Origin of the sequence: Buttiauxella cochleicola, assembly GCF_021282405.1 — a bacterium.
Classification (GTDB): Bacteria; Pseudomonadota; Gammaproteobacteria; order Enterobacterales; family Enterobacteriaceae; genus Buttiauxella; species Buttiauxella massiliensis.
The window spans coordinates 194,435-206,666 of the sequence record NZ_JAJSOU010000001.1; the positions used below are offsets into that span (position 1 = coordinate 194,435).

Below are 12,232 nucleotides of genomic sequence, written 5' to 3' on the forward strand. Positions count from 1 at the left end.
GGATTCAGTGTTTAATTGAAACGGTGCAGGTGGTACCGGAAACCAGCGTAATACCTTGCGGGATTTGGTTTAGCTGAATGCGTACCGGCACACGCTGAGCAAGGCGCACCCACGGCACATTGGGTTTGATATCCGCCACCAGATCGCTATCGCTTTCAACACTTTGGTCATAAATGGCACGGCCAATACTTTGCACTTTGCCTGATAACGGTACATGCCCGCTATAGAGAACAATTTCTGCTAGATCACCGGGTTGAATATGGCGCAGTTTGGTTTCTTCAAAATAACCTACAACATAGAAAGAATGACTGTCGACCAGCGCAAATACGGGCTGTCCTGCGGTCGCATAATTACCAGTACGCGTTGACAGATTGGTTACCCAGCCATCAACAGGTGCGGTAACTGTTGTTTGAGAGATCTGCCATTTCGCCTGTTCAACAGTAGCTTCAGCGGCTTTTACCGCAGCTTGCGCGGCTTTGACATTAATATTTGCCGTGTCCATATCTTCTGCGGAAATGTAGTTACGCGGCAGATTTTTGCGGCGATTCGCTTCATTGCTGGCTTTTGATAATTCTGACTGAGACTGAGCTAATTGCGCTTGGGCATTGAGTTGCGCGATGTGGTAGGGCGTAGAGTCAATGGTGAAGAGAATGGTTCCCGCTTTGACGAACTGGTTATCTTCGATATTCAGCTGAGTTATCGTTCCGGACACCTGCGGCGTGATGCTGACTTGCTCCGCACGGACTTTCCCGTCTCGCGTCCAGGGGGATTGCATGTAATAATTCCATAACAGCCAGCCAACAATAAGGGCTGCCGCGAAAATCACTAGCGTGGAAAAGTACTTTATTGTTTTCATATTCATGCTTTACCACACCACCAAAATTACAAGGGCTGCACTAACTGACAGCGAGAATAATGACAAATCCATTAACGTTGGATGCCAGATCTCGCCGGAGTACATCCAGTCACGCAGCAGATGATGCAAAATTAGCCAGATAAAAAAGCCGACGATAACCGCTTTAAAAAGAGGAGGGAAATAGATAGAAGCGCCAAACACCAGGTCCTGAAGAGGTAGGCCTGATGTTAAAAAATTGAAGCTCACGTCAGATAATCCTTTAAAATACCGGGAAGACTGCCGTTTCCCCAGACTTAGATGTAAACTAAAAGTATAGCTGGTTGCATAACATCAGCAAAAATAAGGATTTTGTTTTTTCAAGTAAAGCCTGCACAATAGTTTAAAATCAGTATAATAAGTTAGCAAGCTAATTATAAGGAGATGAAATTGGAATCGCCATTAGGATCAGATCTGGCACGGTTGGTGCGCATTTGGCGTGCTCTGATTGACCATCGCCTGAAACCTCTGGAATTGACACAGACACATTGGGTAACGCTGCATAATATTCATCAGTTGCCGCCCGAGCAGTCGCAGATTCAGTTGGCCAAAGCGATCGGCATAGAGCAACCGTCACTGGTCAGAACGCTTGATCAACTCGAAGAGAAAGGGCTGATTTCTCGTCAAACCTGCGCGAATGACCGTAGGGCAAAACGCATCAAGCTCACTGAGCGTGCTGAGCCTATCATCAACGAGATGGAGACGGTTATCAAGAAAACGCGCGAGGAAATTTTGTTAGGTATCAATGCTGAAGAGCAGGCGCTGTTGCTTAATTTGATAAATCGGCTGGAAAAAAATATCGTTGATTTGCAGACGAAAGAATAAGTTGTTTATTGTAAGCCTCATCATTCGGTGAGGTTTTCTGTTTTGATTATTTGGCTGGCAAAGAAGCGAAGAGGGGTGACCTGTAAACAAGTCACCCTTCATAATTAGTTTGGCGAAACGGTTACCTGGCTGCCGTTGCTGGCAAGTCTTACACGTTGGCCCACAGTAAATTTGGTATCACCTTGTTTCTGAACGACCAGAATGGTGTTGCCATCGTCCTTACGGATTTCCAGTTCCACACCCTGAGTTTTGTTCATCGCGCCCTGAACACTCTGACCCGCTACTCCACCTGCCACTGCGCCCGCAGCGGTCGCCAGTGAACGACCTGTACCGCCACCAACAGTATTACCCAGGAAACCACCCAGCACAGCGCCACCAATTGCGCCCATCACATTTGAATCGTTACCGGCCTGAATCTGAACCGGGCGAGCAGATACCAAAGTACCATAAGTGACGCTTTGTACTTGTTTAGCATCAGAAGCGCTATATACGTCGCCTGAAAGTGAGCTGGTATTAGCGCAACCAGCCAGAGTTAACCCAACTAACGAGACTACCAGTATACGTGAAATCATTTGTGACTCTCCTGAACACTTGAAACGCTCAACTGAGCATCCTTCATGGCTAAATTATATGGTATTTAGGTGCTGAATTTAAAATAAGTTCAGACTATTAATAGCATTCATATTAGAAAAGCCTCACTTAACCGAGCATCAACCATTCATAAATTAAAGTGACTGCGGCATTAATACCTATTTATAGAGTATTTTTGTTAAAAATTATTAAGTAACCATCGCATAGAATGCTAGTTTATGGTTGAGTTTATCCCCAATTTGGCAAGTCGAAAGGAGTAACCGATGAAATCAGGGCGTTATATCGGTGTGATGTCAGGCACCAGCCTGGACGGGATTGATGTCGTTCTGGCCGCAATTGATGAACATCTTGTTGCACAACAGGCAAGTTACAGCCATCCCATTCCTTTAAAGATAAAAAATGCCATTCTGGCGATTTGCCAGGGGCAGCCATTAACCCTTTCTCAGCTAGGCCAACTTGATAATCGCCTTGGTAAATTATTCGCTGAAGCTGTTCAGACATTGATGAACAACCAGGGGCTTACCTATACCGATATCACCGCGATTGGCTGCCACGGGCAAACCGTCTGGCACGAGCCACAAGGTGAAGCTGCGCATACCATGCAAATTGGGGATAACAATCAAATCGTTGCGCGAACAGGCGTCACTGTGGTTGGTGATTTCCGCCGTCGGGATATGGCTTTGGGTGGGCAGGGCGCTCCTCTGGTGCCTGCATTCCATCATGCTTTACTGGCGCATCCTTCGGAGCATCGCATGGTGCTAAATATTGGCGGGATCGCCAATCTCTCTCTGCTCATCCCTGAACAGCCAGTACGCGGGTTTGATACTGGTCCAGGAAACATGCTTATTGATGCGTGGATCTGGCGTCAACGTGGCAAAGCATATGATAAAGACGCTCAATGGGCGAGCAGCGGCAAAGTCATTCTCCCATTATTGCAGCAGATGCTAAGCGATCCATATTTTGCCATGCCTGCGCCAAAGAGCACTGGCCGTGAGTATTTCAATTATGGTTGGCTTGAGCGCCAGTTAGCCGCATTCCCGGGGCTTGCCGGAGAAGATGTCCAGGCAACGCTCACAGAGCTGACTGCCGTCACTATTTCAGAGCAAGTATTGCTGAGCGGCGGTTGTGAGAGGTTGATGGTATGCGGTGGTGGAAGCCGTAATCCATTGTTAATGGCTCGTTTGAGTGGGTTGCTGCCGGGTATCGAAGTCACGACGACTGATGAAGCAGGAATTAGCGGTGACGATATGGAGGCGCTGGCGTTTGCCTGGCTTGCTTATCGCACTATGTCAGGTCTGCCTGGAAACTTGCCTTCGGTAACCGGGGCGTCTGCAGCAAGCGTGATTGGTGCAATTTTCCCTGCCAACCCGCTGTACTTAGCCTAAATTGTTCGAGCGGATGAACGTCGCCAATAAAAAGGTAACTTGAATTATGATGAACATAATCAGAGTTAACTGAAATTCACTACCGCACTAAATCTCTACACTGAAGGGAATGGGGGACGTTATTATCCCCCGCTATAAAAAAAAGAACTTCAGGACATGCAGATGAAAAAACTACTTATTGCCGCCATTCCCTTCATGCTTTCAGGATGTAGCTACTACAACACCTTTGTTGAGAAGATGCAGACGGACACTCTGCAATATCAGTGTGATGAAAAACCGCTTACCGTTAAATTAAATAACCAAAAGCAGATGGTGAACTTTGTCTATGACAACGAATATTTGTCGCTGACACAAGGGTTGTCTGCATCAGGTGCGCGCTATACCGATGGTGTTTACGTATTCTGGTCTAAAGGTGATACCGCAACGGTGTACCGCAAAGACACGGTTGTGATGGATAATTGCCAGTTACAAAACCCGAAACATTGATACTCTTCATACTTCAGGTTGCAGGGACGTTCGCTGCGCTTACTCACCCCAGTCACTTACTCAAGTAAGCTCCTGGGGCCTCGTTCGTTTGCCGCCTGCCTGCAACCTGAATTATTTTGAGTAGAGATTTTTGAGGGTGGAGCGCACAATAGCTCCACCTGACAATTGCCTGACGTAAAGCCATGTCTGATAACGACTCTTTGCAACAAATTGCGCACTTGCGCCGCGAATACACCAAAGGTGGTTTGCGCCGCAATGATCTTACCGAACAACCTCTGCCATTGTTTGAGCGATGGTTAGCTCAGGCATGTGATGCAAAACTTGCCGACCCTACCGCAATGGTCGTGGCAACCGTTGATGAAACCGGCCAGCCGTATCAGCGCATTGTGTTGCTCAAACATTTCGATGACCGTGGTTTGGTTTTTTACACCAATCTCGGCTCCCGCAAAGCACATCATCTGGAAACTAATCCGCGCATCAGCCTGCATTTCCCGTGGCATATGCTGGATCGCCAGGTGATGGTACAAGGCACAGCGGAGCGTTTATCGACTCTTGAAGTGATGAAATATTTCCACAGTCGCCCGCGTGATAGCCAGATTGGCGCCTGGGTTTCAAAGCAATCCAGCCGTATTTCCGCGCGCGGTATTCTGGAAAGCAAATTCCTCGAACTGAAACAGAAATTCCAGCAGGGCGAAATTCCATTACCGAGTTTTTGGGGCGGTTATCGCGTAACAATCGAGCAAATGGAATTCTGGCAGGGCGGTGAACATCGTCTGCACGATCGTTTTTTATACCAGCGCGATGGTAGTGCCTGGAAAATAGACCGCCTGGCCCCATAACATCGGGAATTTGTTGTGTTAAGCGCTGGCACTCCTGCTGTCTGCGCTTTATTCTATGTCCCCTAAGAAATTAACTTCTTTCGCCACCAGGCGAAAAGCCGTGTACCGGTATAGGTGCAGTCGTATATAGATGGAGAATTTGATGGCAGGCATCAATTTGATAAAACAATTGCAAGAGCGGGGCTTAGTCGCCCAGGTAACGGATGAAGAAGCGTTAGCACAGCGACTGGCGCAAGGGCCAATTGCGCTGTATTGCGGCTTCGATCCTACCGCTGACAGCTTGCACTTGGGCCATCTGGTTCCACTGCTGTGCCTGAAACGCTTCCAGGAAGCGGGCCACAAACCGGTTGCGCTGGTAGGTGGTGCGACAGGTCTGATTGGCGACCCAAGTTTTAAAGCGGTTGAGCGTAAGCTCAACACTGAAGATACCGTGCAAGAGTGGGTGGAAAAAATCCGCCGCCAGGTTGCACCGTTCCTCGATTTCAACTGTGGCGAAAACTCAGCGGTTGCTGCGAATAACTACGACTGGTTTGGCGGCATGAGCGTGCTGACCTTCCTGCGTGATATCGGCAAACACTTCTCTGTTAACCAGATGATCAACAAAGAAGCGGTGAAGCAGCGTCTGAACCGTGATGACGTGGGCATTTCTTTCACCGAGTTTTCCTACAACCTGCTGCAAGGTTATGACTTCGCCTGCCTGAACAAGCTGCACGGTGTGGTGCTGCAAATTGGCGGTTCCGACCAGTGGGGTAACATCACCTCTGGTATCGACTTAACTCGCCGTCTGCATCAGCAGCAAGCGTTTGGTCTGACTGTGCCGTTGATTACTAAATCAGATGGCACCAAATTCGGTAAAACCGAAGGCGGCGCAGTATGGCTTGATCCGAAGAAAACCAGCCCGTACAAGTTCTACCAGTTCTGGATCAACACCGCTGACTCTGATGTGTATCGCTTCTTGAAATTCTTCACCTTCATGAGCCTCGAAGAGATCGATGCGCTGGAACAAGAAGATAAAAACAGCGGTACCGCTCCTCGTGCGCAATATGTGCTGGCTGAACAGGTCACTCGTCTGGTTCACGGTGAAGAGGGTCTTGAAGCGGCCAAGCGTATTACCAGCAGCCTGTTTAACGGCAACCTGAGTGATTTGACCGAAGCTGACCTTGAACAACTGGCTCAAGATGGTGTACCGATGGTTGAAATGGATCGTGGTGCAGATTTACAGCAAGCGTTGGTTGACTCCGAACTGCAACCATCTCGTGGCCAGGCGCGTAAAACCATCGCGCAAAATGCTATCACCATCAACGGTGAGAAGCAGTCTGACCCGGAATATACCTTTGCTGATAGCGATATTCTGTTCAATCGCTACACCTTGCTGCGCCGGGGTAAGAAAAATTACTGCCTCGTTTGCTGGAAGTAATTAAGAAAGACCAGAAGGGCGTGGGAAACCACGCCCTTTATTTTTGTCCGATTTGTTTACACACAACCAGAACCAATATCGTTCCATCCGAGTAGAAAAATGAAAAACATCCTTGCCATCCAGTCCCATGTGGTTTTCGGTCACGCAGGCAATAGTGCCGCCGAATTCCCGATGCGCCGTCTGGGCGCTAATGTATGGTCACTGAACACTGTCCAGTTCTCCAACCATACCCAATACGGAAAATGGACGGGCAGCGTGATGCCTGCCAGCCACCTAAGCGACATTGTGCAAGGAATTGCGGACATCGGGCAGCTTAAACGTTGCGATGCGGTGTTGAGTGGTTACCTTGGCTCTGCTGAGCAGGGCGAACATATTCTTTCTATTGTTCGTAAAACGAAAGAGGCCAATCCGCAGGCGAAGTATTTCTGCGATCCGGTAATGGGCCATCCTGAAAAAGGCTGCATCGTCGCCCCAGGTGTTGCCGAATTCCATACGCGCTACGCATTACCAGCCAGTGATATTATTGCTCCAAACCTGATCGAGCTTGAGATCCTGAGCGGTCATGCGGTTAACTCCGTTGACGAAGCGGTTTCGACTGCGAGAGAACTCATCGCGAAAGGCCCGGAAATCGTGCTGGTGAAACACCTTGCACGTGCGGCATATCAGCAGGATCGCTTTGAGATGTTGTTAGTGACTGCAGACGAAGCCTGGCATATTCACCGTCCGCTGGTGGATTTTGGCGATCGTCAGCCCGTCGGCGTTGGCGATGTGACCAGTGGTCTGCTGTTGGTGAAATTGCTGCAAGGTGCAACGCTTCGTGAGGCTCTGGAGCATGTTACTGCTGCGGTTTACGACATTATGGTCGTGACGAAGAAAATGGAAGAGTACGAACTGCAACTGGTTGCGGCCCAAGAAGGCATTGCGAAACCAGAGCATTATTTCACAGCTGTGAAGCTTTAAAACACAAACGCCCTCAACAGAGGGCGTTTTCAATTACGGACGCGTTAAATCCCTTCAGCTGTTAAAGCCGCCGCAACTGCCGGACGCGCTTTCATTCGCTCCATAAACGCATCAATATTGCTTAGCCCTTCCAGATTGAGTTTCAGCGCCTGCGCCCAGCGCAGCACGGTGAACAGATACGCATCCGCCACGCTAAAACGCAGACCCATCAGCCACTGTTTGTCATTCAGCTCTTCATTGACGTACTTGAATTTCTTCTCAAGTGCTGCGCGAGTGAGGGTTTTAAAATCATCTGGCGTTGCAGGGTTGAACAACGGGGAGAAACCTTTATGCAGTTCTGTCGCGATGTAGTTCAACCATTCCAGCGTGTGGTAGCGCGTCATGCTACCTGAAGGGGCTAGTAACTGGCGGTCAGGCACTTTATCTGCCAGATACTGCACAATCGCTACGCCTTCGGTGAGCAGCGATCCGTCATCCATCAGCAGTGCTGGAACCTGGCCTTTGGAATTGACCTCAAGATAATCACCGCCGTCTTCGGTTTTCTTCGCCGCTAAATCGACTTTCACCAGGGAGAAATCAACACCGGTTTCGCGCAGGATAATGTGTGGGGAGAGGGAACAGGCACCAGCTTTATAATACAGTTTCATTACTGAACTCCTATGGGGCGCTAAGATACCCTATGTTAGTGCGCATATGGGCAAAAAAAAAGCCGTTAGCGATAAAAGCTAACGGCTGAAAATAACATGTTCCCCGCTACATTACGCGGTAGCTGTTTCCTTAGAGGTCTCAGCTTTTTCGTCAACCTGCTGTGCCATACGGTTCAGCTTAGGCGCAGTGAGCATCATCAGAACCGCGATAACAGCGGTAGCAATACCAATCTGCATGAACACGTGACCATATACAGCCAGTGATTGCAGTGGGTCGGTTACGTTTTCTGGAACAGCCATCAGGTTCGCAACTTTACCAGCAATGATTGCAGCACCCGCGGTAGTCAGGAACCAGCTACCCATGATGAAGCCCATCAGGCGCTGTGGAACCAGTTGTGCAACCATCGCCAGACCCAGACCAGAAATCATCAGCTCACCGATACTCTGCAGCGCATAGCTCAGAATCAACCAGCTTACAGACACGATACCTGCATCAGATGCGAACTTCGCACCCAGTGGCAGCACCAGGAAGGCCAGAGAACACAGGATCATACCGAACGCAAATTTGTGCGGCATCGGCATGCGGTCGCCCATTTTGTTGTAGATAGCAGCCAGAATCGGGCTACCAATCATGATCCAGAATGGGTTCAGTGCCTGGAACTGCTCAGGTTCGAACATCACACCCAGAATGGAGTGTTCAACGTTACGAATCGCAAAGAAGTTCAGAGAGGTTGGCATCTGGCTATACAGCACGAAGAACACAATCGCTTCAACCATCAGAATGAATGCAACAATCATCTTACGACGAGCAGCACCCTGCATTGCGAAAGCTTCTTTAGCAAAGATAATCACGATGCCCAGAGCGACTACGCCCAGAACCATACGTGCGATGCCCTGGTTGTGCAGCAGCCAGGTTGCCGCAGTCACCAGCACCAGCACACCAACAATAGTGGTCGCCAGTTTGCCGAAATGCACCGGCTGGAAGTCAGGTTTAGAACCGTGGTTTTTGACCCACTTCTTACAGAACATGAAGTTCACGAGAGTGATCAGCATACCCACGAAGCTCAGGGAGAACGCAACGCTCCAGCCATACTTTGCTGCAAGCCATGGAGTGGCAAGCATAGAGAAGAATGAACCGATGTTGATGGACATGTAGTACATAGTAAATGCACCGTCCAAACGCGGATCATCTTTTTCATAGCAAGTAGAAAGCAGGGAGGACGGGTTAGCCTTAAACAGACCGTTACCCACAGCGATAGTCGCCATACCCATGTACACCACAGCCACATCGTGACCGGAGTAAGCTACCAGCGCGTAACCGATAGCCAGTACGATAGTACCGAGCACAATGACGCGCTTGGTGCCGAGGACTTTATCGCCTAACCAACCACCGATAGCGACCATTCCGTAGACCAGTGCGCTAAAGGAAGAGAACAGGGTGATGGAGTCAGCTTCGGACATACCCAGCATTTTGACCAGGTAAACGGCCATAATACCTTGCAGACCGTAGTAGCCAAAACGCTCCCACAATTCGATAGAGAAAATCAGATAGAACGATTTAGGTTGTTTGAAAGCATTCAGACTAATGCTTTCTGCTGGTTTCTTGTTTGCAGTCGACACATATACCTCTTTTTTTACATCCCAATTTAACAGGAGTTTTCTAAGCGTCACGCCAGCGGCATTCGCTTTTTTAGTTATAAGAAAGGGGAAACGGCGGGTAATGTTCACTATCCTGCGGCTTCAGGCAAGGGCTTTGTAATACTCTGTTACATATATCTCTCACGGAATAAAGCTCCAAAAAGCAAATTGTTATTCAGCGTTAAATTTTATCAAAATGGGCTTTACCGATTTATTCTCTTTGGTAATGCTAAAAAAAATTCATTTTAGTTATATATTCTGCTTTATGGCTTAATGTGTAGTGATATGGGCGGGGTGTAAAGATTTGTGCAGCCTATTGTACTGCTTAAGTTAGCTAATCACTGATGAATGCGAGGTTATTTGTTTCATTTTGATGACCTAAATTTAACACTGTGTTATCAGTGTGATCTGTGTCACATAGTTATGGAAAATTCTTATCGTAAAAAAACGATTAACCTGTTGGGGTGATTATTCACCACATGATTAAACCGAAACGGTAATGATTCGTAGAATAAAACAATAGATTAGATACGGCAGACAGCGATGTGGGAATGAACATGAACCTAACCTGCCACTTACGCAGCAGGTGGGAGGGGGATTAGATATCGACTTTCTCTTTGAATTCACACAGATCTTCAATGATGCACGAACCACAGCGCGGCTTGCGAGCTATACAGGTATAACGGCCGTGCAAAATGAGCCAGTGATGGCAATCGACTTTAAATTCTGCCGGAACGACTTTCAGTAGTTTTTCCTCGACCTGCTCAACGTTCTTCCCAGGCGCAAAGTTGGTGCGGTTACATACACGGAAGATATGAGTATCTACGGCGATAGTTGGCCATCCAAAGGCAGTATTAAGTACCACGTTCGCGGTTTTGCGACCAACGCCCGGTAGGGCTTCGAGTGCCGCCCTGTCTTCGGGTACCTCACCGTTATGCAGATCAATCAACATCCGGCATGTCTTGATGACGTTTTCAGCCTTGCTGTTAAAGAGGCCGATGGTTCTGATGTATGACTTAATACCGTCAACACCCAGATCCAACATGGCCTGCGGTGTATTAGCTACAGGGTAGAGCTTCGCTGTTGCCTTATTGACGCTGACATCCGTCGCCTGAGCTGAAAGCAACACAGCTATCAGCAATTCGAATGGAGAATTGAATTGTAACTCAGTGGTAGGGTGAGGATTGTTGTCACGCAGGCGCGTGAGGATCTCTAACCGTTTGCTCTTATTCATAACGCTTTCTCTGGATTACCTTCCATTGCAGCAGCTTTCGCTGCGCGGCGCGTTTTCATTTTTTCATCAATAAGATACTTAACTGCCAGCATTAAACCCAGGCCGATAAATGCGCCAGGTGGCAACATTGCCAGCAGGAAAGGGGTATCAGTGTGGAAAACCTCAATGCGCAGGACTTTTGCCCAACTACCCAGCAGCGCATCGGCACCGTCGAACAAGGTCCCATTGCCAATGATTTCACGCAACGAGCCTAAAACAAACATTGCGCTGGTGGCACCCATGCCTATAGCTAAACCATCCAAAGCGGCGAGCGGCACACTACTTTTTGCAGCAAACGCCTCGGCTCGTCCAATAACGATGCAGTTGGTAACAATCAATGGAATGAAAATCCCCAACGATTGATACAGACCGTAAGCGTAGGCATTGATCAGCATCTGAACGGTACTGACTACCGAGGCGATGATCATGACATAAATTGGAATACGAATTTCTGTCGGGACCCAACGACGTAGGGCGGATACGGCACTGTTGGTCAATACCAACACCAGCGTAGTCGCAAGTCCCAGTCCAAGGGCGTTGGTGGCAGTAGAGGTGACCGCCAACAGTGGGCAAAGGCCTAATAACTGCACCAGAGCCGAGTTATTTTTCCATAATCCCTGAACGACAATATCTTTTACTTCGCTCATGGTTGAGCTCCACAGGCTGGAAGATTATCAACTTGCGATGGCAGTGTTTTGGCGAATAATCCCGCTCGTTTTACCGCATTGACAACTGCGCGAGGGGTAATGGTCGCGCCGGTAAACTGATCAAACTGACCGCCATCCTTTTTTACCGCCCAGCTTGAATCATCATTGCCTTGAATTGTCTTACCGGCAAAATGCGTGATCCAATCACTCAGACGTGTTTCGATTTTATCGCCAAGGCCGGGTGTTTCATGATGTTCAGTGACACGTGAACCCAACACTTTGCCGTTAAAATCAGCCGCGACCAGCAATTGAATGGCGCCAGAATAGCCATCAGGGGCGGTGGTTTCCATGACAACCGCAACCGGTTGTTCACTTTTACGCGCCACATAAATATGGCGTTCGCCTTTACCTAACGGTGAATCATTGACGACGACACAACTGGCCTGAATATTGTTGTCATAGATATCGGTCGAAATCACCTGATCAAACAATAGCTTCTGCTGTGCAACAGCTTGCTGTTCGATAGTGTCTTTCGTTAAGGCATTGACGACCGCAGTTAGTCCGGTTGCCAATATCGCAAACAGAGCCAAAGTAACGCCATGTTTTTGCATCGTTTTTAGCATGACGGCTCC

General features: G+C 48.5%; 14 protein-coding genes. 6 read left to right on the forward strand and 8 right to left on the reverse strand.

Annotation, left to right across the window (positions count from 1 at the left end; translation table 11 throughout):
- Positions 1 to 4 precede the first annotated feature (4 nt).
- Together LVQ79_RS00865 and LVQ79_RS00870 are read right to left on the reverse strand one after the other, a co-directional pair.
- Positions 5 to 862, reverse strand: a complete 858-nt coding sequence (locus LVQ79_RS00865) for an efflux RND transporter periplasmic adaptor subunit (RefSeq protein WP_232863555.1) — start codon at positions 860 to 862, stop codon at positions 5 to 7.
- Between the two features lie 3 nt (positions 863 to 865).
- Positions 866 to 1,102: a DUF1656 domain-containing protein gene (locus LVQ79_RS00870; protein ID WP_034455380.1), complete on the reverse strand. Its 237-nt coding sequence runs from the start codon at positions 1,100 to 1,102 to the stop codon at positions 866 to 868.
- 174 nt (positions 1,103 to 1,276) lie between these two features.
- On the opposite strand from LVQ79_RS00870, the gene slyA reads away from it, so the two are divergent.
- Positions 1,277 to 1,717 (forward strand): transcriptional regulator SlyA, encoded by a 441-nt coding sequence (slyA, locus tag LVQ79_RS00875; protein WP_232863556.1) that lies wholly within the window; start codon positions 1,277 to 1,279, stop codon positions 1,715 to 1,717.
- Between the two features lie 104 nt (positions 1,718 to 1,821).
- Here slyA and slyB read toward each other — a convergent pair whose 3' ends face one another.
- Positions 1,822 to 2,289, reverse strand: coding sequence for an outer membrane lipoprotein SlyB (slyB, locus tag LVQ79_RS00880; protein ID WP_064511755.1), 468 nt, complete (start codon positions 2,287 to 2,289; stop codon positions 1,822 to 1,824).
- Positions 2,290 to 2,571: 282 nt separating this feature from the next.
- Here slyB and anmK point away from each other — a divergent pair, with 282 nt between their 5' ends.
- The 5 genes from anmK (at position 2,572) to pdxY (ending at position 7,395) form a co-directional block, all read left to right on the forward strand.
- Entirely contained in the window at positions 2,572 to 3,693 is a 1,122-nt protein-coding gene (gene anmK / locus LVQ79_RS00885) for an anhydro-N-acetylmuramic acid kinase (protein WP_232863557.1), read from the forward strand.
- 162 nt (positions 3,694 to 3,855) lie between these two features.
- Entirely contained in the window at positions 3,856 to 4,179 is a 324-nt protein-coding gene (gene mliC / locus LVQ79_RS00890) for a C-type lysozyme inhibitor (protein WP_232863558.1), read from the forward strand.
- Between the two features lie 182 nt (positions 4,180 to 4,361).
- Positions 4,362 to 5,018 carry a pyridoxamine 5'-phosphate oxidase gene (gene pdxH / locus LVQ79_RS00895; RefSeq protein ID WP_232863559.1) on the forward strand — a complete coding sequence of 219 codons (657 nt, stop codon included), beginning with the start codon at positions 4,362 to 4,364 and terminating at the stop codon, positions 5,016 to 5,018.
- Positions 5,019 to 5,160: 142 nt separating this feature from the next.
- Positions 5,161 to 6,435 (forward strand): tyrosine--tRNA ligase, encoded by a 1,275-nt coding sequence (gene tyrS / locus LVQ79_RS00900; RefSeq protein WP_232863560.1) that lies wholly within the window; start codon positions 5,161 to 5,163, stop codon positions 6,433 to 6,435.
- A gap of 99 nt (positions 6,436 to 6,534) precedes the next feature.
- Complete coding sequence (pdxY, locus tag LVQ79_RS00905) at positions 6,535 to 7,395, forward strand: pyridoxal kinase PdxY (RefSeq protein ID WP_151995868.1); 861 nt, start codon at positions 6,535 to 6,537, stop codon at positions 7,393 to 7,395.
- A 44-nt stretch (positions 7,396 to 7,439) separates the two neighbouring features.
- Here pdxY and gstA read toward each other — a convergent pair whose 3' ends face one another.
- The 5 genes from gstA to rsxG all read right to left on the reverse strand — a co-directional run bounded on the left by gstA (position 7,440) and on the right by rsxG (position 12,223).
- Entirely contained in the window at positions 7,440 to 8,042 is a 603-nt protein-coding gene (gene gstA, locus LVQ79_RS00910) for a glutathione transferase GstA (RefSeq protein WP_232863561.1), read from the reverse strand.
- Between the two features lie 111 nt (positions 8,043 to 8,153).
- Complete coding sequence (gene dtpA, locus LVQ79_RS00915) at positions 8,154 to 9,662, reverse strand: dipeptide/tripeptide permease DtpA (protein ID WP_232863562.1); 1,509 nt, start codon at positions 9,660 to 9,662, stop codon at positions 8,154 to 8,156.
- 616 nt (positions 9,663 to 10,278) lie between these two features.
- A complete protein-coding gene (gene nth / locus LVQ79_RS00920; RefSeq protein ID WP_232863563.1) occupies positions 10,279 to 10,914 on the reverse strand; it encodes an endonuclease III in 636 nt (211 codons plus the stop codon).
- On the reverse strand, positions 10,911 to 11,600 hold the full coding sequence (locus tag LVQ79_RS00925) for an electron transport complex subunit E (protein WP_232863564.1): 690 nt from the start codon (positions 11,598 to 11,600) through the stop codon (positions 10,911 to 10,913). Before LVQ79_RS00925 ends, nth begins: the two co-directional genes overlap by 4 nt.
- Complete coding sequence (gene rsxG, locus LVQ79_RS00930; protein ID WP_232863565.1) at positions 11,597 to 12,223, reverse strand: electron transport complex subunit RsxG; 627 nt, start codon at positions 12,221 to 12,223, stop codon at positions 11,597 to 11,599. The genes LVQ79_RS00925 and rsxG overlap by 4 nt, the downstream gene beginning before the upstream one ends.
- Positions 12,224 to 12,232 lie beyond the last annotated feature (9 nt).

Excerpts from the sequence above, each read along its gene's own strand:
- LVQ79_RS00925 (WP_232863564.1), bottom strand. The coding sequence starts at position 11,600 with ATGAGCGAAGTAAAAGATATTGTCGTTCAGGGATTATGGAAAAATAAC.
- gstA (WP_232863561.1), bottom strand. The coding sequence starts at position 8,042 with ATGAAACTGTATTATAAAGCTGGTGCCTGTTCCCTCTCCCCACACATT.
- pdxY (WP_151995868.1), top strand. The coding sequence starts at position 6,535 with ATGAAAAACATCCTTGCCATCCAGTCCCATGTGGTTTTCGGTCACGCA.
- pdxH (WP_232863559.1), top strand. The coding sequence starts at position 4,362 with ATGTCTGATAACGACTCTTTGCAACAAATTGCGCACTTGCGCCGCGAA.
- LVQ79_RS00865 (WP_232863555.1), bottom strand. The coding sequence starts at position 862 with ATGAATATGAAAACAATAAAGTACTTTTCCACGCTAGTGATTTTCGCG.
- tyrS (WP_232863560.1), top strand. The coding sequence starts at position 5,161 with ATGGCAGGCATCAATTTGATAAAACAATTGCAAGAGCGGGGCTTAGTC.
- slyA (WP_232863556.1), top strand. The coding sequence starts at position 1,277 with ATGAAATTGGAATCGCCATTAGGATCAGATCTGGCACGGTTGGTGCGC.
- rsxG (WP_232863565.1), bottom strand. The coding sequence starts at position 12,223 with ATGCTAAAAACGATGCAAAAACATGGCGTTACTTTGGCTCTGTTTGCG.
- mliC (WP_232863558.1), top strand. The coding sequence starts at position 3,856 with ATGAAAAAACTACTTATTGCCGCCATTCCCTTCATGCTTTCAGGATGT.
- nth (WP_232863563.1), bottom strand. The coding sequence starts at position 10,914 with ATGAATAAGAGCAAACGGTTAGAGATCCTCACGCGCCTGCGTGACAAC.
- anmK (WP_232863557.1), top strand. The coding sequence starts at position 2,572 with ATGAAATCAGGGCGTTATATCGGTGTGATGTCAGGCACCAGCCTGGAC.
- slyB (WP_064511755.1), bottom strand. The coding sequence starts at position 2,289 with ATGATTTCACGTATACTGGTAGTCTCGTTAGTTGGGTTAACTCTGGCT.